The 20,003-nt window shown below is 43.2% G+C and carries 20 protein-coding genes; all 20 read left to right on the plus strand.

Annotation, left to right across the window (positions count from 1 at the left end; translation table 11 throughout):
* Positions 1-370 precede the first annotated feature (370 nt).
* The 20 genes from KHM83_RS16990 (at position 371) to KHM83_RS17085 (ending at position 20,002) form a co-directional block, all read left to right on the plus strand.
* A complete protein-coding gene (locus KHM83_RS16990) occupies positions 371-1,849 on the plus strand; it encodes a YifB family Mg chelatase-like AAA ATPase (RefSeq protein WP_213238245.1) in 1,479 nt (492 codons plus the stop codon).
* Between the two features lie 202 nt (positions 1,850-2,051).
* Positions 2,052-3,188 carry a DNA-processing protein DprA gene (dprA, locus tag KHM83_RS16995; RefSeq protein ID WP_213238246.1) on the plus strand — a complete coding sequence of 379 codons (1,137 nt, stop codon included), beginning with the start codon at positions 2,052-2,054 and terminating at the stop codon, positions 3,186-3,188.
* A gap of 201 nt (positions 3,189-3,389) precedes the next feature.
* Positions 3,390-5,447, plus strand: coding sequence for a type I DNA topoisomerase (topA, locus tag KHM83_RS17000; RefSeq protein WP_213238247.1), 2,058 nt, complete (start codon positions 3,390-3,392; stop codon positions 5,445-5,447).
* A 16-nt stretch (positions 5,448-5,463) separates the two neighbouring features.
* Positions 5,464-6,240 carry a GTP-sensing pleiotropic transcriptional regulator CodY gene (gene codY / locus KHM83_RS17005; RefSeq protein WP_281415075.1) on the plus strand — a complete coding sequence of 259 codons (777 nt, stop codon included), beginning with the start codon at positions 5,464-5,466 and terminating at the stop codon, positions 6,238-6,240.
* A 309-nt stretch (positions 6,241-6,549) separates the two neighbouring features.
* The gene (flgB, locus tag KHM83_RS17010) at positions 6,550-6,948 is read left to right on the plus strand and encodes a flagellar basal body rod protein FlgB (protein WP_213238248.1); all 399 of its coding nucleotides are present in this window, start codon (positions 6,550-6,552) and stop codon (positions 6,946-6,948) included.
* Between the two features lie 14 nt (positions 6,949-6,962).
* A complete protein-coding gene (gene flgC, locus KHM83_RS17015; protein WP_213238249.1) occupies positions 6,963-7,403 on the plus strand; it encodes a flagellar basal body rod protein FlgC in 441 nt (146 codons plus the stop codon).
* A 16-nt stretch (positions 7,404-7,419) separates the two neighbouring features.
* Complete coding sequence (gene fliE / locus KHM83_RS17020; RefSeq protein WP_213238250.1) at positions 7,420-7,722, plus strand: flagellar hook-basal body complex protein FliE; 303 nt, start codon at positions 7,420-7,422, stop codon at positions 7,720-7,722.
* Between the two features lie 95 nt (positions 7,723-7,817).
* Entirely contained in the window at positions 7,818-9,371 is a 1,554-nt protein-coding gene (fliF, locus tag KHM83_RS17025; protein WP_213238251.1) for a flagellar basal-body MS-ring/collar protein FliF, read from the plus strand.
* Between the two features lie 8 nt (positions 9,372-9,379).
* The gene (gene fliG, locus KHM83_RS17030; RefSeq protein WP_213238252.1) at positions 9,380-10,390 is read left to right on the plus strand and encodes a flagellar motor switch protein FliG; all 1,011 of its coding nucleotides are present in this window, start codon (positions 9,380-9,382) and stop codon (positions 10,388-10,390) included.
* Positions 10,383-11,156: a FliH/SctL family protein gene (locus KHM83_RS17035; RefSeq protein WP_213238253.1), complete on the plus strand. Its 774-nt coding sequence runs from the start codon at positions 10,383-10,385 to the stop codon at positions 11,154-11,156. Before fliG ends, KHM83_RS17035 begins: the two co-directional genes overlap by 8 nt.
* Positions 11,157-11,164: 8 nt before the next feature.
* The gene (gene fliI, locus KHM83_RS17040; RefSeq protein ID WP_213238254.1) at positions 11,165-12,466 is read left to right on the plus strand and encodes a flagellar protein export ATPase FliI; all 1,302 of its coding nucleotides are present in this window, start codon (positions 11,165-11,167) and stop codon (positions 12,464-12,466) included.
* A gap of 33 nt (positions 12,467-12,499) precedes the next feature.
* Positions 12,500-12,949 (plus strand): flagellar export protein FliJ, encoded by a 450-nt coding sequence (gene fliJ, locus KHM83_RS17045; protein ID WP_213238255.1) that lies wholly within the window; start codon positions 12,500-12,502, stop codon positions 12,947-12,949.
* Positions 12,950-14,197, plus strand: coding sequence for a hypothetical protein (locus tag KHM83_RS17050; protein WP_213238256.1), 1,248 nt, complete (start codon positions 12,950-12,952; stop codon positions 14,195-14,197).
* 10 nt (positions 14,198-14,207) lie between these two features.
* Complete coding sequence (locus KHM83_RS17055) at positions 14,208-15,656, plus strand: flagellar hook-length control protein FliK (RefSeq protein WP_213238257.1); 1,449 nt, start codon at positions 14,208-14,210, stop codon at positions 15,654-15,656.
* Between the two features lie 12 nt (positions 15,657-15,668).
* Positions 15,669-16,163, plus strand: coding sequence for a flagellar hook assembly protein FlgD (locus KHM83_RS17060; RefSeq protein WP_213238258.1), 495 nt, complete (start codon positions 15,669-15,671; stop codon positions 16,161-16,163).
* Positions 16,164-16,172: 9 nt separating this feature from the next.
* Positions 16,173-16,583: a TIGR02530 family flagellar biosynthesis protein gene (locus tag KHM83_RS17065; protein ID WP_213238259.1), complete on the plus strand. Its 411-nt coding sequence runs from the start codon at positions 16,173-16,175 to the stop codon at positions 16,581-16,583.
* Positions 16,584-16,654: 71 nt separating this feature from the next.
* Positions 16,655-18,043: a flagellar hook protein FlgE gene (locus KHM83_RS17070; protein WP_213238260.1), complete on the plus strand. Its 1,389-nt coding sequence runs from the start codon at positions 16,655-16,657 to the stop codon at positions 18,041-18,043.
* Positions 18,044-18,213: 170 nt separating this feature from the next.
* Complete coding sequence (locus tag KHM83_RS17075; RefSeq protein ID WP_213238261.1) at positions 18,214-18,396, plus strand: flagellar FlbD family protein; 183 nt, start codon at positions 18,214-18,216, stop codon at positions 18,394-18,396.
* 66 nt (positions 18,397-18,462) lie between these two features.
* Positions 18,463-19,251, plus strand: coding sequence for a motility protein A (locus KHM83_RS17080; protein WP_213238262.1), 789 nt, complete (start codon positions 18,463-18,465; stop codon positions 19,249-19,251).
* On the plus strand, positions 19,244-20,002 hold the full coding sequence (locus KHM83_RS17085; protein WP_213238263.1) for an OmpA/MotB family protein: 759 nt from the start codon (positions 19,244-19,246) through the stop codon (positions 20,000-20,002). Before KHM83_RS17080 ends, KHM83_RS17085 begins: the two co-directional genes overlap by 8 nt.
* The last annotated feature ends 1 nt before the right edge of the window (position 20,003 follow it).

Consider the following 20,003-nt stretch of genomic DNA (forward strand, 5'->3'; position numbering starts at 1 on the left):
TCTTTTCTGACAAATACAAAACTGTTAATGCATAAACTTGGGAAGCGCCGTATACGAGACCCGTACGTACGGTGCTGTGGGAGGTCGGGAAAGTTATTTAACTTTCTCTCCTACCCGATTTGTAAAGAAATACTTAAGCATACGGACGATCAATGCACTCGCGATGGCGTATGAATAATAGCAGATGAAATTGAAAATTGCAAATTGAAAGAACTGGCAATATTTTTTTGCGATAAAATGGTAAATAATGTATAATAAACAAAATGATAACAATTCGAATGGCTATCGTTCGATACACAGTATGAACAAATAGCAATGTGAGAAACAACGGTAAAGTATAAAGAGACAGTAAGAAATGGGGATGTGCAGGATGTATTCAAAACTTTCCAGTGCCGTGATGATTGGCATTGATGGCTATCATGTTGAAGTAGAAACACATTTGCAAAACGGTATGCCGCAATATCACATTGTTGGGCTTCCGGGGCCGATTATCAGAGAATCAAAGGAACGTGTCAGGGCGGCAATTGTCAACAGCGGTATGGCGTTTCCACTTATGCGAATGACACAGAATATGTCTCCGGCTCATTTAAAAAAAGAAGGTGCACAGTTGGATTTGGCCTTGGCGTTAGGGATTCTTGCAGCGCAAAACGAGGTGCTTTCAAAACGCTTGTCATCCTTTGGCGTTATTGGTGAATTGACGCTCGATGGGATGTTGAAGCCGGTTTCTGGTATTTATAGCCTGTTGGAAGGTTTTCGCAGCAAAGGTATAGATAAAGTGATTATGCCTGCTGATAATGTTTGCCCAAGAGATGTGTATGAAGAGATGATGCTCTATGGCGTTTCATCATTAAAGGAACTGGTAGAGGCTCTGATGACAGACGCGCTAATGCCATCAGTACGCCAAGATGCGGCCAATCAGGCGGAAAAAACTGATGAGACATCAATTGACTACTCGGAAATTATTGGTCAAGCAAATGCGGTCAGAGCACTGGAAATTGCACTGGCCGGTCACCACAATATTTTATTTGTCGGTCCTCCGGGTTGCGGTAAAACGATGATCTTGAAACGACTTAAGACTGTTTTAACGAAACCCTCTGTTGCAGAACGTATTGAAATAAGCAAAATACACGGCTTGACTAATCCCGAAATGCATGTCGCCAATATCCTTAATCGACCAATCAGAACACCTCATCACACCATCAGTCGTGCCGGTATGCTGGGTGGCGGGCTGAAATGCTTGCCGGGGGAGGTCAGCAAAGCGCATTTGGGGATTTTGGTACTTGATGAACTTTCGGAGTTTAAAACTGAAGTGATTGATGCGCTGCGTGAACCGTTGAGTACGGGAGAAATTGCACTGACGAAAGGGCAAAATCACGTTGTTTTCCCAGCTGCATTTCAGTTGGTTGCTACGATGAATCCATGCTTCTGCGGTTATAAGGGCTCGCAGTACAAAGCCTGTACTTGCTCAGAAAGCCGCTTGCGGCAATATCACGCAAAACTTTCGGGACCAATGCTTGATCGCATGGATATGATTGTTTATATGGATCGCGTTCCGGCAGATGTGTTCCGTCAAAAAAGTGAATGCGTAGATTCAACGGCGATGGCATCCAATATTTGTCGTTATCAATTGATAAAACAAAATAAACATACGATGCTGGAAGAAACGATTCAGAACAAACTGCATGCTTACTATGAAAATGGCAAATTAAGTTTGAGAAGCCTTAGCAAAATAGAAGCAATTGCAAGGACGATAGCGGGATTAGAGGGTTCGACCTGCGTCAACGAGCAGCACCTATTTGAAGCGATTTATTATTATGGCGAAAATTTGAGACAGACGGAAGCTCAATAAGAAAATGCAAACTCGTTTAGAAAAGAGGCAGAAAATCACAATCGCATATCAGTAAGAGGGTACTATTAGAGGGTGCTATGCGTTTTAGACACAAAAGTGTCAACAGTTCCTGCAATGAGCTAAAAGCTGCATAACAAAAGAATACGATAAGTGTAATCAGAAAAGCAGAAGTCGAAGAGAGATAAAGGAGTGTGTACTGGTAATGAATAATAGGCAGAGCGACAGACTAAAATCAGAGGACCGTGTTATGGTTGAAGCAGTGCTATGGGACTATTTTATAGGACATGTTTTTCTTCATATAAATAAGCGTCAATGGGCGATGTTAGTTGCTCACTTTGGTTCAAAGGCACAAATTGATTGGCAATGGGTTTTTCAGCATTGTCATGCTTTTGGGATTCGCATGGAATGCAGTCAGTCGTATGCGAAGGCAAAAGCTGCATTTGAAGATTTTAAACAACAGATTGATAGAATGGGGACGCAAATACTCTTGCCTAAACTGCGGGACTTTCCAGCATCGCTTCGTTTGATTGCAGAATCGCCAAAAGTGCTTTTCTGTTTAGGGGAACATACCTTATTAAATAAGAAGAAACTTGTCTCAATTGTTGGAACGCGGCAGCCATCGGCATACGGCTTACGCGTCGCTTATGACTTAGCGGCTTTTTTGGCAAGACATGATGTGGGGGTGGTCAGCGGCCTTGCGTCGGGAATAGATACGGCGGCGCATAAGGGGGCGCTTTCTGAGAAAGGATTTACGGCAGCGGTTGTTGCAACAGGTGTTCATAATGTCTATCCCAAAGCTAATCGCACGCTTTATCATGCTATTCTGGAAAGTGGCGGTACGATGATTAGCGAAAAACCGCTTGTTGAAAATGCACGCCGTTATGACTTCCCATACCGTAATCGACTCATTAGCGGCCTTGCGCAAGCGACCGTTGTCATTGAAGCTTCTCATAAAAGCGGTTCGCTTATTACAGCAAAATATGCGGCAGAGCAGGGGCGCGATGTCTTTGCTCTTCCAGGCAATATCTATGCTGATGTGAGCAAAGGAACCAATCAACTCATTTTTGACGGCGCGGTGCCGCTCGTTGATTTTGGCGATATTTTGACAGCGCTGGATTTAAAAACAATACCCAACAGCTCAGAAGTTTCATTGGCACATTTATCGGAGACCGAAAAACAGGTATTGCATTATCTTAAAAAATATAACATTATCGAAATAGAACAGTTGAGAACGTTGGCGAACTTAGATGTCCAAACGATGCACGCGGTAGTTGCCAGACTGCTTCTGGAAGATTTTTGTACATATGCTAGTCTTACGTCGCTTCAATGTCTGATATGAAATTTCCAATTTGGGCAGAAACGAGTCGCTGGGCGCAGGGAGCTGATGTGGAGATGCTGTCATTTCGCTGAGGACCGTCGTAGATTTTGTGGGGATGATATGAGAATGTGGCAGAATTAAAGCTTGACAACTTGAAATTTTATATATAAATTTATTAAGTACAGTTGAGAGGACAAAATAAATTTTTTGGAGTGAATTCGAATGTCATACAATCTCGTTATCGTGGAATCACCTGCGAAAGCTAAGACAATAGAAAAATTTTTGGGCAGAAACTTTAAAGTGCTCGCGTCAATTGGCCACATCAGGGATCTTCCGAAGAGCAAGATGGGTGTTGACATAGAGCATGATTTTGAACCGAACTACATCAATATTCGCGGTAAAGGCGATGTCATAAAGGAGCTTAAAAAACAAGCTAAAAAGGCAGATCGCGTTTATCTTGCAACTGACCCCGACCGCGAAGGTGAGGCCATTGCATGGCACTTAGCCTATATATTGGGAATTGATGAACAAGAGCAGTGCCGCGTAACCTTTCACGAAATTACAAAGGATGCCGTTAAAAATGCCGTTAAAAACCCGATGCAGATTGATCTAAAACTCGTCGATGCGCAGCAGGCGCGACGCGTCCTTGATCGATTGGTAGGGTACAGCATTAGTCCCATTCTTTGGCGAAAAGTAAAGAAAGGTTTGAGTGCGGGTCGTGTGCAGTCTGTGGCAACACGTCTTATTTGCGATCGTGAAAAAGAAATTCAGGCTTTTATCAGTAAAGAATACTGGAAAATATTTGCGAATGGTCATAAAACTGGCGATTCCAATAAACTTGCAATGGAGTTTTACGGCAAACCCGGCGATAAGATGGAACTGGAGAATGAGGCGCAAACAGATGCGATAATCGATTCAATTAAAGATGCGCCGTGTGTGGTTTCCAAAGTAGAGAAAAAACGTAAACAGCGTCACCCTTCGCTGCCGTTTATTACAAGTTCACTGCAGCAGGAAGCGTCAAATCGTTACGGTTTTACAACGAAAAAGACCATGATGCTTGCTCAACAACTCTATGAGGGGATCAATATTAAAGGCAGGGGTACAACTGGTTTGATCACGTACATGCGTACGGATTCAACGCGTATTTCTGACATTGCTAAAGCAGGCTGTCTATCTTATATTGAAGAAAATCTTGGACCGGAGTATGTCAACAGTACAGAGAAAAAGGTTAAAAATGCAAAATCTGCACAGGATGCACATGAAGCGATTAGACCGACTTATGTAGAGCTGTCGCCTGAAGTTGTTGAAGCGAATCTTTCAAAAGATCAGTACAAACTTTACGAACTCATTTGGATGCGTTTTGTTGCAGCGTTTATGGCGAGTGCTGAATACGAAAGTTATAGTGTTGAGACGACCATTGGCGATTATCTTTTCAAACTGAGCGGCTCTAAAATCGTCTTTGATGGTTTTTTAAAGGTTTACACGATTGGCAAGCAAGCTGACCGCATTATACCTGAACTTGAAGTCGGTGAGACTATCAATATCAGCGAATTTGAAAAAACGCAGCATTTTACACAGCCGCCTGCTAGATATACAGAGGCATCACTTGTCAAAGAGATGGAGGAAAAAGGGATTGGCAGACCGAGTACTTATGCGCCAACGATAACCACCATCCTCAGCAGAGGCTATGTGGAAAAAGAAAAAAAGAGTTTAAAACCGACGGAATTAGGCTTCATTATTTATGAAATAATGAATGACTATTTTAATACCATTGTCGATATTGCCTTTACAGCCAACATGGAGCAGCAGTTTGACCACGTTGAAGAAGGCACACAGTCATGGAAGGAAATTATTCGCGTTTTCTATGCGCCTTTTGAAACGATGCTGAAAAATGCTGATGAGGCAATCGAAAAAGTTGATTTAACTGAAGAAACGGACATTCCATGTGAAAAATGTGGTAAAATGATGTTGATTAGACATGGTCGCTATGGCAAATTTCTCGCATGTTCCAATTATCCTGAATGTGATAATACCAAGCCGATTCTTAAAAAAATTGGCGTCAAGTGCCCATCCTGTGAAAACGGTGATATCATTGAGCGCAAGACAAAAAAATTAAAACTTTTCTACGGGTGCTCTGAATTTCCTGCATGTCACTTCGTGTCATGGGATCTGCCGATTGACAAGAAATGTCCTAAATGCGGCGATATTCTCGTAAAGAAAAAAACAAAGAAAAAAGAATTTATTAAGTGTCATAATCCAAACTGTGATTATACTGAATAGATTTAGGAGGACTAACTTGGATAGTAGTATCTTGTCAAAGATGAGAAGGCTGAATCGAATTTTGCAGACCTCAGGTGCAACACAGCTTTCATTTCAAGATTTGTGTTACACAATGATGAATATATTGGACTCTAATGTCTACGTCATCAACAGAAAGAGCAAAATACTTGGCGTCAGCCTATTCGACCAAGAAGACAGTGCCGTCATATCGACGGAATCGGGTGAACAGTTTATTGATACGGAAGACAATGCAAGGCTTTTGCAGCATAACGAAACACTTTTTAATTTGACGCAAGATTCGGTTCTGGAAATTTTTAAGAATGACATTGCGAGTTATTCAAAATTCATTACGGCTGTCCCGATCATAGGGAATGCCCAAAGACTTGGTACGTTAATCGTTGCGCGTCGTGAACGCAACTATTTGGAAGAAGACCTCATTCTCGCAGAATATGCGGCAACCATCATTGGGCTTGAAATTATCAGGGCCAAAAGCGATGCACATGAAGAGGCGGCGCGCAAGAAGGCAATCGTTCAGATGGCTGTCAGCACACTGTCTTATTCAGAATTCGAAGCGATTATCAATATATTTGAAGAGTTAGATGCTGAAGAAGGCTTGCTCGTTGCCAGTAAAATTGCAGACAAAGCGGGCATCACGCGATCGGTTATCGTTAATGCGCTTCGGAAATTTGAAAGTGCAGGTGTTATCGAAACCCGTTCGTTGGGGATGAAGGGAACGTATATCAAAGTGCTGAATGATGTTCTCTTAGATGAACTCAATAAATTAAAACATTAATGACAATCGTTTAAAACGCTCATATGAGCGTTTTATTTTTTTGGTAAAGTACAGCAAATAAAACATTGCGTTTAAGACCTGTGGAGGATTGACATCACACTGCCGTGAAGGGATACCCAAAATAATGAATAATCAATTGGGACTAGGGTATTAAAATGTGATAAATCATGCCAAATCGTTAAAATTTCTTTATTTTCCACCATATATAGGTTAAAATATTATATGAAAAGGAATATCTTGTATACCTATGATAACTAAAGGCTTTAGGCCATTTTACCGATAAACATTGCAAAGAGGAGGTGACCTTTGATGCTTAAAAACTCATTTAATCACATTGACTTTCTAGGACGGGCACTCGATGGTTCATGGATGCGCAATACAGCAATTTCGAATAATATTGCAAATATCAATACACCGGGCTATAAAAAGGAAGTCGTTGATTTTGAAACAGTACTAAAGAACCAGTTGGGGTTGAGCAGTCAGATACCCATGGCAAAAACAGATCCCAATCATATGTCTGCACTGAGAACGGAAAATATTGATATCGAGAAAATTACAGATACACGTTATCGCGTTGACGGCAGTAATGTTGATGTTGATGTTGAAAATGCAGAACTTGCAAAGAATACAGTATACTATAATTCGCTGGCCAACGAGATCAACGGTCAGTTTAGCCGCATTAAAACAGCCCTCAGGATTAGCAAATAGGAAGGTGGTAAGTCATGAGTTTCTTTAATTCAATTAATATCAGTGCTTCTGGCTTGACAGCAGAGCGGCTAAGAATGGACTTGATTTCTGAAAATATTGCAAATGCCAATACGACGCGGACGCCAAGTGGGACGCCTTATCGTCGAAAAGTTGCTGTTTTTAGAGAACAGGAAGGCAGTGCGTTTGATCAGGTGCTCGCCAATGCAACTGGTGGTATTGCACAGGGGAAAGGTGTTGAAATTGCAGGAATTGTTGAAGATCAGTCGCCTTTTAAGAAAGAGTATAACCCCAACCATCCCGATGCGGATGCCGATGGCTATGTTAGTTTGCCGAATATTGAAATTGTCAATGAAATGATTAACCTCATTTCTGCTTCACGTGCATATGAAGCGAATATTACGGCGGTGAACAATACAAAGACGATGGCAATGCAAGCCCTTGAAATTGGCAAATAGATTGTGAGGTGCTTAAATGAAAATCGAACAGTTAGCCAATTCGATTATTAATCCTAATAAAAAACTGGCATCATTAAATGAAACTTTGGAAGCAGATGCGCCAAAGTTTGCCGAGGTCTTAGCCTCATCGCTGCAAAAGGTGAGCGATGATCAACTTTACGCTGAGCAGATGGATCAGATGCTGGCGGTTGGCGAAGTCGAAAATATTCACGATGTGACCATTGCGGCGATGAAAGCTGACATGAGCATCAGCGTCGCCGTTGACGTAACCAATAAAGTATTATCTGCCTACAACGAAATCATGCGCTTGCAATTATAGGAGGCGCTTGATTTTCTGCGTTAAAGCATAGGCTTTTTCTGTGCTTTATCGGTGATTTAGCAATTAGAAAAATATGCAATTGACGAGGTGTTTCAATGGGGGAATTTATAAGCCGTTTGCAAAAACGTGTCTTAACGTACTACAATGGACTCGAAAAAAATAGAAGGCGTTTAATCATTGGCGGTCTGATTTTAATTGTTCTGCTGATGGCAGGGGGGATTTTTTATTTTACGAGAACCGAATACGTTGAAATTGCCAGAGGCCTGACGCCATCTGAAGCGCAGGTCATTACGTCTAGGCTGGATGAGTTGGGCATTAGCTGGCAGGATTCAGAAAATACGACTGTAATCTTAGTGCCAAAGCAAGATTCCTCTAGAGCGCGAATGGAAATTGCTGCTGATGTGGCCGCCGGTAACTTTAGCTGGTCGGACATCTTTAATAACGAATCCATCACCATGACGAGTCAAACGCGTGAACAGATGTACATACAAGCACTTGCAGCAGATATTGAACAATCAATTGAATCAATTTCTGCCGTAGAGAATGCATCGGTTATTCTCCAAATTCCGAAGGAGAGCAATTATTTCTTAGCGGATGAAATTAAATCGCGTGCGTCTGTTGTCCTGACGCTAAAAAATGGTCATTCGCTGGATGAGCAGAAAGTTAACGGCATTTTAAACTTAATTGTCAGCGCTGTTAGTGACTTGGTACCGGAGAATGTAACCATTATTGACAGTGAAGGTAATCAGCTCAACGACCCGGACGCATCGGAATCGTTTACAGCCAGTACGCAATATGAACTGCAAGTGAAAATACAAAATCAGCTAAAGCGTGATTTGGAAGATTTTTTAGAAAAGATATACGGCGTCGGCAATGTCGATGTTAGGCCGGCTTTAACGCTTGATTTTAATCAGCAAACCGAAACGCAAACGTTGTTTAGCCCACCAATTGACGGTGAAACCGATGGCATTCCACGCAGCATTAGCCGAATAACAGAAAATGTCGTCAACGGTACAGGCGCCGTCGGAACACCCGGAACCGATTCGAACGCTTCGACCATTACCAGTGCCGTTGAAGCGAGCAGTAATAACTCAACCTATGAAAAGGCCAGCGAAACGCTCAACTATGAACTCAATGAGATTTATCGTGAAATTGTAAAATCTCAAGGCGATGTTGTTTCGATGTCTATTGGCGTTCTCATCAACTCCAATGCATTAGTCGACGGCATTATCACAGACCAGCATTATACGGAATTGCTCAATCTCATCGCCATGTCGGCGGGGACGAGCACCGATAATATTACCATTTATACGCAGGCATTTCCAGACCCTATGGAAAATTACGACATCTACACGGGGCAGGATACAGCGGGCTTAGTCTTTGGCGTGCCAATTTGGGCACTTATCCTCGTGGTTGTCGTGACACTAATCATTGTGATTGTCGTCATCATGGTACTCAGAAGAAACCGCTCAAAACGAGAAGCAGAAGAAGCAGCGCGTCAGGCAGAGATCGAGGAACAAAAACAGCTGGAAGAAATTGGCGCAGATTTGGAAGACAAGGGAAGTCCGAAATACCATATCGAGAAATTTGTGGATACGAATCCAGAAGCAGCTGCAGCCTTGCTCAGAGCATGGCTTAACGATAATTAGGAGGCAATATGGCGAAAAAGGGGAAAATGTCCGGAAAGACGAAGGCCGCAATTTTACTGATTGCACTTGGGCCGGAGCGTTCTGCCAAACTGTTTAGTCATATGCACGACGATGAAATTGAAGAATTGACGCTGGAGATTGCCAACGTCAACCGCATTACGCCGGAAGAACGTGAAATGGTGCTTGAAGAATTCTATCAGGTATGCCTCGCGCAGGAATTTATTTCCGAAGGCGGGATCAACTACGCCAAAGAAGTGCTCGAAAAAGCCATGGGTTCTCAGAAAGCGCTGGAAATCATCAACAAGCTCACTTCTTCGCTTCAAGTCAAGCCATTCGACTTTGTTAAAAAGACAGATGCCAATCAGCTGCTCAACTTTATTCAGAATGAACATCCGCAGACGCTGGCACTTATACTATCGTATTTAAATCCTTCTCAGGCGGCGCAGGTCTTATCGGCACTGCCTCAGGAAAAACAGGCGGATGTTGCACAGCGTATAGCGACGATGGAATCGACATCGCCTGAAATCATTAAGGAAGTTGAACTCGTTTTGGAACGAAAACTTTCTTCAATGGTAACGCAGGATTACTCGGCAACAGGCGGTATTCAGTGTATTGTCGATATTCTCAACTCCGTCGACCGCGGAACCGAAAAATATATCTTGGAAACACTGGAAATACAGAATGCGGAGCTCGTCGAAGAAATTCGAAAAAAAATGTTTGTCTTCGAAGATATCGTCAATCTCGACAGCGTCGGCATTCAGCGTTTTATCCGCGAAGTGGACAACAACGACCTCGCTGTTGCGCTTAAGGGCGCTACTGATGAGGTAAAGGAAATGATTTTTGCCAATATGTCCAAACGTATGGCAGAAATGCTCCGAGAAGATATGGATTTTATGGGGCCTGTCAGGCTTCGTGACGTTGAAGAAGCACAGCAAAAAATTGTTAATATCATACGTAAACTAGAAGAAGCTAATGAGATTATTATTGCCAGAGGTGGAGGAGATGAATTAATTGTCTAGACTGTTTAAATCATCTCGGGTTATTTTGGATAATGAAACGTATGTCCTCTCATCTAAAATCGAAAAAACGGAACCGCATGAAGAATTGGCTGCCCAAACTACCGAAGCGTCGCTTGAGGCAGCCAATCAAGCAATAGCGGCAGCAAAAGACGAGGCGAACAGTATCTTGGAAGAAGCTGATAAAGAAGCGGAAACCATTGAAAAACGCGCCGCAAAAGATGCTGAGCGGATTGTTGCCGATGCCTATGATCAGGCAAAGGGGATCCTAGAAAGTGCACGTGAAGACGGTTATAATGAGGGGGTTCAAAAAGGGATTGCCGATGCAGAAGAGACAGCAGCTCAAATCGTCAATGAAGCACTTGGACTTCGAGATGCATGGCATCAAGAACGCGAAAAACTTTTAAAAGATGCGGAAGTGGAAATGGTGACGCTCGTTTTGGAAACTGTTGAAAAAGTGCTCAACAAGAAGCTCGAAACCGATGAGACGTTGATTGATGGGCTCGTGAGGGCGGCGGTTATGAAGATGACGCAGGTGACGCACTTTACACTGCGCGTTGCCGTTGAAGATTATAACCATGCGGTTTCCATTAAACCGATGATTTTGGCGATGACCGAAAAAATTGAAGACATTGAAATTCGGCAAGATGCTTCGCTAAGCCAAGGTGCTTGCGTCGTCGATTCAGAATCGGGGAGTATTGACAGTGGCCTTTGGACTCAGTACGAACAGATTAAGAATGTCTTTGAAGACTTATTGAGAAATGAGTAGTGATTAACATGCTTGAAAAATATCGAAATGCCCTCCATTCAGAGAGTTTTCTAAAATACAGTGGACGCGTCAGTAAGATCATTGGACTGATGATTGAATCAACAGGGCCGGCGGTGGAAATCGGTGAAGTATGCGACATTTTTCCCATTAAGCGCTCTGAACCCATTAAAGCCGAAGTCGTAGGGTTCAATAAAGACAACGTCTTGTTGATGCCGTTAGGAGAGATGACGGGGATCGGGCCCGGCAGCCTCGTCGTCACAACCGGCAAAGCATTGCAGGTTGAAGTGAGCGAAGCGTTGCTCGGCCGTGTTATTGACGGTCTCGGGCAACCAATGGATGGCAAGCCTAAACCGACAGCATCTGCTTTCTATCCGGCTAACAACAATCCACCGAATCCGTTGATGCGGGATCGTATTGATGAACCGCTGCCCCTTGGAATCAAGGCGATTGACAGTTTGCTCACCTGTGGCCGTGGACAGCGGATTGGTATTTTCGCTGGTTCGGGTGTTGGCAAGAGTACGCTTTTGGGGATGATCGCACGTTATACGAAGGCGGAGGTCAACGTCATCTCACTCGTTGGAGAACGGGGTCGTGAGGTGCGGGAGTTTATTGAAAATGATTTAGGTGAAGATGGACTAAAAAGATCTGTCGTCATCGTGGCAACGTCCGATCAGCCGGCACTCGTACGGGTAAAAGCGGCATTGATTGCCACGGCGATTGCAGAGTATTTTAGAGATATTGGCAAGAATGTCATTTTGATGATGGATTCCGTTACGCGCTTTTCAATGGCACAGCGTGAAATTGGACTTGCCGTGGGAGAACCGCCTGTTACGCGAGGTTATACGCCTTCGGTTTTTGCCGTATTGCCGAGACTTTTGGAACGTGCCGGAAACTCTGATAAAGGTTCTATTACAGGGCTCTATACCGTGCTGGTTGACGGCGATGATTTTAACGAGCCGATTTCCGATGCCGTTCGGGGGATTTTGGACGGTCATATTATGTTATCGAGAAAATTGGCTGGACTTGGTCACTTCCCAGCAATAGATATTATGGACAGCACCAGCCGTGTTATGCCAAATATTGTAGACAACAGTCATATGGAAGCTGCAATACGATTTAAAGAAATCTTTGCCACCTATAAGGGGTCGGAAGACCTGATCAATATAGGCGCATATGCCAAGGGTTCCAGTCCTAAAATAGACCTTGCCATTACGAAGATCGATGATTTTAATGATTTTCTGAAGCAGCGCGTAAGAGAAACCATGCCTTTTGATGACAGCGTACAGACACTTGAAAGAATAGTGAAGTAAGTCGGTAATTAGAAGCGAGTTGGTGATTAAAGGATGAAAAAATTTAAATTCAGATATGAGAGCATTTTAACCCTTCGACTAAATGCCGAAGATGATGTGAAAAATGAACTCGCCGCTAAAATCGCCAAGCGCCAAAAGCTAATGGATGAACGCGATACGATGCAGCAGCGGCGCTATGACTATGATCAGCATATTCAGGCAATGGTCAAAGCGGGATGCCGAGCGGAAACGCTCCAAGCCATTAGAGATGGTAAAGATTATTACAGGCGGCATATCAACCGTCTGGATGCATCAATTGAAACGATGGATCAAGAAATTGAAGCAACGCAAGAGCGGCTTGTAGAAGCTGTTAAAGCGCGAAAGATCATGGAAAAAGTTAAAGAGAATGAATACGCGCAGTTTATGGATGAGTTTAACCGAGATGAACAAAAGGTCATTGAAGAAATTGTCAATTACAAGAACAATAAAACAGTGAGGGACTAAATGGCAGAACAAGATCAAGGAAAAGAAGTGAAAAAAAAGAAATCCGGCGGATGTTTAGTCGTCCTGCTCGTCTTGCTCTTAACGCCAATACTCGTCGTCGGAGCGCTTTACATATTTAACAAGGATTTTAATCTCAGCGTCAACAGTTTGATGTCCAATGTGCCGGGGCCGGTGGGCAGCTATTTTGGCAGTTTTCCAACACGGGAGGAAGAACAGGCTCAAATTCGCGTCATCTCTGACTATATGCTGTCTATCGAAGAAAGCCGAGCGGTGGATAAACTCATGGTGCTGATGACGGAAGACAAAGGCGCTTACGATGAAGTCATCAAAGATATGCTCAGAACCAACCCAAATAAAACGAAGAATATATTGGATTCGATTAGAAGTTTGTCTGTAACATCTGACGTCATTATTTCAACCGTTGACCAGATCAATCAAGAGAAGCAAAATGACCTTCAAGATGTAGCCGATTATTGGGCTGCGCTTCCGACAACCTCTGCCATTGAGGAAATCAACCAAATGATCGCCTCATCGATCAACGGGTATAAGTCTGTTGCAGAAATTGTTGATCTTATGGATCCGAGTATTGCGGAAACCATACTTTACCAGTTAGATTCGACGGATCTAAATAAGATCATGGCTAATTTGACAGATGCACAGGCGCTGGCAATAAAAGAGGCACATATGACAGTGACAAGGCGTGACAGCGACCTCGAACAGATGGCCACTGTTTTTATGGGTGAAGATGCGGCGACGCTGATTCAAACACTGGGGAATTCTCAAACGTACACCGTTGATGAACTCGCCGTCATCTACAAGGCAATGGGTGCAAAAAAAGCGGGCGAAGTCCTTGCGAAGTCCACAGATGATACATTTGTCTTCAATGTCATCGAAAAAATGAAAGAAAACGAACTGCTGAACAGCGGTGTCGATAATTTAACGTCTGATGTGTTAAAATCGCTAAAGGTTTACAAAGAATTTGACGATAATGTCAGTGAGCTGGTTAATGTCTACGACAAGATGGGGACAGACAAAGTGGCAAGTATCTTACAGAACATGCTGCTCAATGCGTCGCCATCACAAGTGTACGACCTCAGCAACGGCGACTTTATCACCATCAGTGACGAAAAACTGGTACTTGATATTCTCAACAGTTTTTCACAGACGCAAAAGGCGGACATCCTTTCACTGCTTGATAATACGCTCTCTACTGAATTAACCAGAATGCTCGCACTACCACAAAATTAGGAGGTGACGAATGGTTACGAGAGAATTACTGTCATCGCAGTCAATTCTCGGTAGTTTCAGCGCTAAGACAACGGGGGCGACCTCGACGCAAACATCGCAATCGTCGGATGGCAGTTTTATGGCCATGCTGCAAAGCAAGCAGGCCGATAATATCAGTCAAACGACAAAGTATGCGAGTGGTGTCAATAAGGCAACTTCGGAAGAAGCGACTGCGACAGCGGGAAAAGACGCAATGAAAGATGCTGTTGATTCATCAGCACAAGCGCCGTCTAAGGCAACAAAAAAAGAGACTGGCGAAACGCTGACAAATGATAAACAGCAAACAAAACTCGATCGGTTAAAAGAAAAACTGAAAGAGATGACGGGTTTGGATGATGAAGATATTGAAATGCTGATGTCAATGATGGGACCGGCATTCATGCAAATGATTGAACAGCTGCCGGAGGCGGCAATTGATCAGTTGGACTTGTCAAAACTTGCGGCAATTGCCAATACACTTCAAAACATTGAAATCAATCAGCTCTTGCAGGAACCCGTTGATCAAAATCTTTTAACACAATTAACGGAACAAGTCAGTGAATTCACAGAAGTTCTGAAATCGGCACTGGAAGAGGCTGGTGTCAAAATGGTTGGTACCGATGTTGAAAAACTGGTTGAAAACCTCAATGATCGCGTCGAAGCGTTTGCTGAGATCGTCTCAGAAAGCGAAGGCAAATCCGTTAAAGATATTATGAACGAGATGAAGGCATCGCAATCCAATGAGAATTTTGAAGCAAAGCTGACAGAATCCGTTCAAACAGAAGCGAACAGCGGTGCGGCGGCAGATGGACAGACAGCGGGAGAAGAAGAAAGTTTTGAAACAGCTGATCTTAGTGCAAAAGCAGCTGCAACGAATGACAAATTAAGCAAAGAAACAAAGACAGATGCTGTGGACAGTGATCAAGAGGTCATGCCGACAAATCAGGTTCAAGATTCAAAAATTGTTGATACGACATTACGCAGTATGGAAGCCAAGCAAGTGCCGAGACAAGAAGTGTTTTCGCAAGTCATGAATGCCATAAAAGCGAATTTGACAGTTGGGGAACACGGCTCGCAAATGCTTATCAAATTGCAGCCTGAACAGTTAGGCGATGTTGAAGTAAAAGTTTCCATGCATAAAGGTGTTGTCCTTGCGGAAATAAAAGTTGAGAATGAAACCGTCAAAGCGGCGATTGAAACCAATCTGGATCAACTAAAAAATGCGCTTAGTCAAAAAGGCTACAACACCAATCAAATATCAGTCGCCATTGACAGCGGCAAAAAAGAAGAGGGCAGTGCTTCCTATAATCAATGGGCACAGTCACAAAAGCAAAACAACAAGATTGATGTTGAAGAAGACACGGCTTTTATTGAGAAGCTGACAACGGGTTATATGAATGAAGGTGTCTATGAAACGTCAACCATTGACTATTTTGGATAAGGAGGTTAGCATATGGCAAAACTTACAGGTGTCATAACGAGTGATCAGTATGATGCACTTGACAAAATTTCATCTGACAGCTCTAATAAAAGTTACAAAGAAGCACAAACGCTTGATAAAGATGCATTTTTAAAACTGATGATGACGCAGCTGCAACATCAGGATCCGCTCGATCCGATGGATAATACAGAATATATAGCACAGATGGCACAATTTTCATCAGTTGAACAGCTCTCAAACATCTCGGGATCAATGATGACGAACAATAACTTGCTTATGGATGTTACAGCACAAATGGCCGACTTGACGAATGTCATTGTAGCCATGGATGAAAGCATTACCGCGGCGAACAGTGATACGAGCAGTGAAGATGTTATGATTTTGCAAAATCAGTCCATTTTGGAAGAACTGCAGCGGTTAAATGATGCAATTGATGCTTATATGGGCAATACGAGTGATGAAGATGAAGTCACAGATGAAGAAATTATGGATGCTGTTTCAGCATAGGAGGAACACATGGATGATTTAAGGCGTATGAGCAATGAATACATGATCAAGCGCTCTCAGATCGGTTCCGTTCAATCACCTTCCCAGTCACCCTCGACGAATGGCGATAAGGCGGTAGCCAATCGCAAAAGCTTTGGTGATGTACTCCAAAAGGTTCAAAGCAACCAGCAAGTAAAGTTTTCAAAGCATGCATTGGACCGATTGAATGCTCGACAAATAGACTTGACAGATTCTGAATTGACGAGAATTAACGATGCTGTAGAACAAGCTGATAAAAAAGGCGTTCGAGAGGCGCTGATCCTCATGGACGATAAAATCTTTATCGCCAGTGTCAAGAACAAGACCATTATCACGGCGACGACAGATGCTCAACTCAAAGAAAACGTTTTTACAAATATAGATGGCGCGGTTATTATTTAAGCTGGACCTTTTCGGAAGCTTAAGTCTCCTGACCGACAGATGGAGACAAACGCGCGCAGGAGGTTATTACTATGATGCGATCGCTTTATTCTGGTGTATCATCTTTAAAAGCACACCAGTTAAAAATGGACGTTATCGGCAATAATATTGCCAACGTCAATACAGTAGGTTTTAAAGCTTCATCCGTTTCTTTTGCAGAAATGTACAGCCAGACATTGCAGGGTGCCAGTTCATCCGGTGCAAGCCGCGGCGGGACGAACCCGATGCAGGTCGGCCTTGGTACGACGCTGGCATCCATCGCCGTTAACCACGCGAAGGGTTCCATTCAAAGAACGGATATAGCAACGGATTTAATGGTAGACGGTGACGGCTTTTTTATGGTCACTGATGATGCCAATGCACAAAACGTCTATTATACCAGAGCGGGTAACTTTTCGCTGGATGAACTGGGCTATCTGGTGACGTCAAGCGGGATGAAGGTGCTGGACAAGAACAATCAGCCAATCCAAATCAACATGTCTGACACCAAAACGGCAACAGCTACAGATAAAGTTACCATAAACGGCAATTTGAATTTAAATGAAACTGACTATACGACAACAATTGACCTGTATGATTCTCTTGGGGATGTGCACACGCTTAATTTCAACTTCGTCGGAGATCCTTTGACAACGGGGACTGAGTTAGATTTGACAGGCGGAGGTGTTGATCCGACATTTGACCCACTAAATGATCCGACGGTAGCAGCACATAACTACTCATATCGTCAAGTAACGATTACTGATCCTGAGACAGGGACGCAAATTATGCCAGACTTGACAACTACGCCTCCTCAGGTACCACTTTTTGCCATGTTCAATGAGAAAGGTGAAGTTGTGGATCTCGTTAATTTGGCAGACCCAACTAATGGCAGTTCTCTACCGACACATGCAGCAGGCACATTAAGAATGAATATACCTGGTGCTTCTGATCTGGTTTTAACAATTGACCGTAATATGTTTTTCGCCAATGGCGATTCAACGGCGAATGATGCCACACGCATTTTTACACAATTTTCAAAAGAATCCGATGCGAAAGGCGTTCAGCTCAACGGGATCTCAGCCGGTACCATTAGTTCTTTCAATATTTCGACAACAGGAGAGGTTATTGGCATTTATACCAATGGTGAACAAAAAGTACTGCAGCAAATTGGTTTGGCCTCTTTTGACAACCCGCCCGGCTTGATGAAACTCGGGGGCAATCTCTTCCAGGATACGCCAAACTCAGGCGTTGCAACTTATGGAACCGCAGGCGCAGGCGGCTTCGGCACCATTACACCGGGGGCGCTGGAAATGAGCAACGTCGATTTATCGGAGCAGTTTACAGCGATGATTACAACGCAAAGAGGTTTTCAGGCAAACTCACGCGTCATTACGACCAGTGATGAAATATTACAGGAACTTGTTAACCTGAAACGATAATGATGATTGACTACCCGTAGGCGACTACGGGTAGTTTCCGTGAAATCAATAAACTTACAAGAAACATGTACCTGAAATAGATTATTACTGAAATATACGGAGAACAATTGCCGTCTAAGGGGCGGCAGTCAAGGATGGAGACGCAAGGCACTGCAATAGGAGGGATCCTGATGATTAAGCTGACAAAATTCAATGGCGACGCCATTTTTTTAAATGATGTGCTCATCGAATTTATTGAAGAGACGCCGGATACGGTTATAACCATGACAACGGGCAAAAAGATACTCGTCAAGGAAGATGTCGAAACAATTGTTTCGAGGATTATTGATTATAATAGAAAAATAAGTCAATAAATATGGATAAAGCGCTTTAACTTGTGTTAGTTATGTTATAATTCATTTTAAAAGAGGTGTAGAAATTTGGATATTACAACATTAATCGGCTTAGTTATGGGGATTTTGCTCGTCGGATGGGGGATTCTGTCGAATAGTGATCTTGGCAGTTACATTGATCCACCGTCTATTATCATCGTTATCGGTGGTGCTTTTTCAGGATGGCTCGTCGCTTATCCGATGAAAGATGCTGCAAACCTTGGGAAAGTTATTTCAAAGACAATGCGCAACAGTGAATTCGATATTGATCAGATTATTACGAAAATTATAGAGCTCGCCAATGTTGCCAGACGTGAAGGGCTTTTGGCACTTGAAGAAGCCGTTTCAGAAATAAAAGATGATTTTTTACAAAAGGGGGTTATGCTCATCGTCGATGGGACAGATCCTGAACTCGTTAAGAATATTCTCGAAACGGAAATTGACAACTTAACTGAGCGCCATGCCAAAAACCGTTCAATGCTAGAAACGCTTGGTTCTCTGGCACCTGCATTCGGGATGGTTGGTACGCTCATCGGTCTCGTTGCCATGCTGCAAAACCTATCAGATCCAACATCAATCGGTCCTTCAATGGCCGTAGCACTCTTGACAACTTTTTACGGTTCGCTGATTGCCAATCTCGTTTTCGTGCCCATGGCGGTAAAACTCAACGTCAAGAGCAATGAAGAAGTGCTGATACGGAGTGTTATGGTGGAGGGGCTTCTATCGATACAGGCTGGTGAAAACCCCAGAATCATCGAAGAAAAATTGAAGGTTTTCCTGCCGCCGTCCGTCAGAAAAAAAGTAGGAACGCAGGAGGCGAATACAGACAATGGCTAAGGATAAATGCCCGGAATGTAAATGCTCCGTTCCCGAATACATGGCGACATACGGTGACCTCGTAACCCTATTGATGTGTTTCTTCGTTTTGCTGTTTGCGTTTTCATCTATTGATGCGCAGAAGTTTGAGGCGGTTATGGAATCATTCCAAGGTTCGGCAGGGGTACTGGAAGGCGGCAAGAGTTTATCAGAAGCGCCCTTCGTATTTGATGCCATGCCTGAAAGCACCGAATCGAGCAAAGAAACCGTTGTCGATCAAAATAAGCTTGAAGAATTAAAAAAGCAAGTAGAGCAGTATATCAATGATAACCAAATGCAGGCGGAAGTCGATGTCCAGCTTGAAGCAAAGGGACTGGTCATTCGCTTTAAAGACAATGTGCTCTTTGATTCGGGGAGTGCTGAAATCAAGACTGCATCGTATGATATCTTGGATTTCTTGGGTGAACTCCTAGATTCAGCTGAGTTTATCAACGAACAAATTCGTGTAGAAGGTCATACGGACAACGTGCCGATTAGAACATCTTTATATCCAACAAACTGGGAACTCTCAACGCACAGGGCTTCAAATGTTGTAAAATTTTTTATAGAGCGTTCAAAAATGCTGCCGGATCGATTGTCGGCATCTGGTTACAGTGAATACCATCCAATTGCCACAAATGAGACGGTGGAAGGGAGAGCGGCAAATCGTCGCGTTGACATCGTCGTCATCAAATCCGTAGAAGAAAGTACCACTGATACAGGGGGTCAATAAT

It is taken from the genome of Fusibacter paucivorans (assembly GCF_018390735.1).
Taxonomy (GTDB): Bacteria; Bacillota; Clostridia; order Peptostreptococcales; family Acidaminobacteraceae; genus Fusibacter; species Fusibacter paucivorans.

Coding starts and splice junctions, on each gene's coding strand:
- KHM83_RS16990 (WP_213238245.1), top strand. CDS start 371: ATGTATTCAAAACTTTCCAGTGCCGTGATGATTGGCATTGATGGCTAT.
- dprA (WP_213238246.1), top strand. CDS start 2,052: ATGAATAATAGGCAGAGCGACAGACTAAAATCAGAGGACCGTGTTATG.
- topA (WP_213238247.1), top strand. CDS start 3,390: ATGTCATACAATCTCGTTATCGTGGAATCACCTGCGAAAGCTAAGACA.
- flgB (WP_213238248.1), top strand. CDS start 6,550: ATGCTTAAAAACTCATTTAATCACATTGACTTTCTAGGACGGGCACTC.
- flgC (WP_213238249.1), top strand. CDS start 6,963: ATGAGTTTCTTTAATTCAATTAATATCAGTGCTTCTGGCTTGACAGCA.
- fliE (WP_213238250.1), top strand. CDS start 7,420: ATGAAAATCGAACAGTTAGCCAATTCGATTATTAATCCTAATAAAAAA.
- fliF (WP_213238251.1), top strand. CDS start 7,818: ATGGGGGAATTTATAAGCCGTTTGCAAAAACGTGTCTTAACGTACTAC.
- fliG (WP_213238252.1), top strand. CDS start 9,380: ATGGCGAAAAAGGGGAAAATGTCCGGAAAGACGAAGGCCGCAATTTTA.
- fliI (WP_213238254.1), top strand. CDS start 11,165: ATGCTTGAAAAATATCGAAATGCCCTCCATTCAGAGAGTTTTCTAAAA.
- fliJ (WP_213238255.1), top strand. CDS start 12,500: ATGAAAAAATTTAAATTCAGATATGAGAGCATTTTAACCCTTCGACTA.
- KHM83_RS17050 (WP_213238256.1), top strand. CDS start 12,950: ATGGCAGAACAAGATCAAGGAAAAGAAGTGAAAAAAAAGAAATCCGGC.
- KHM83_RS17055 (WP_213238257.1), top strand. CDS start 14,208: ATGGTTACGAGAGAATTACTGTCATCGCAGTCAATTCTCGGTAGTTTC.
- KHM83_RS17060 (WP_213238258.1), top strand. CDS start 15,669: ATGGCAAAACTTACAGGTGTCATAACGAGTGATCAGTATGATGCACTT.
- KHM83_RS17065 (WP_213238259.1), top strand. CDS start 16,173: ATGGATGATTTAAGGCGTATGAGCAATGAATACATGATCAAGCGCTCT.
- KHM83_RS17070 (WP_213238260.1), top strand. CDS start 16,655: ATGATGCGATCGCTTTATTCTGGTGTATCATCTTTAAAAGCACACCAG.
- KHM83_RS17075 (WP_213238261.1), top strand. CDS start 18,214: ATGATTAAGCTGACAAAATTCAATGGCGACGCCATTTTTTTAAATGAT.
- KHM83_RS17085 (WP_213238263.1), top strand. CDS start 19,244: ATGGCTAAGGATAAATGCCCGGAATGTAAATGCTCCGTTCCCGAATAC.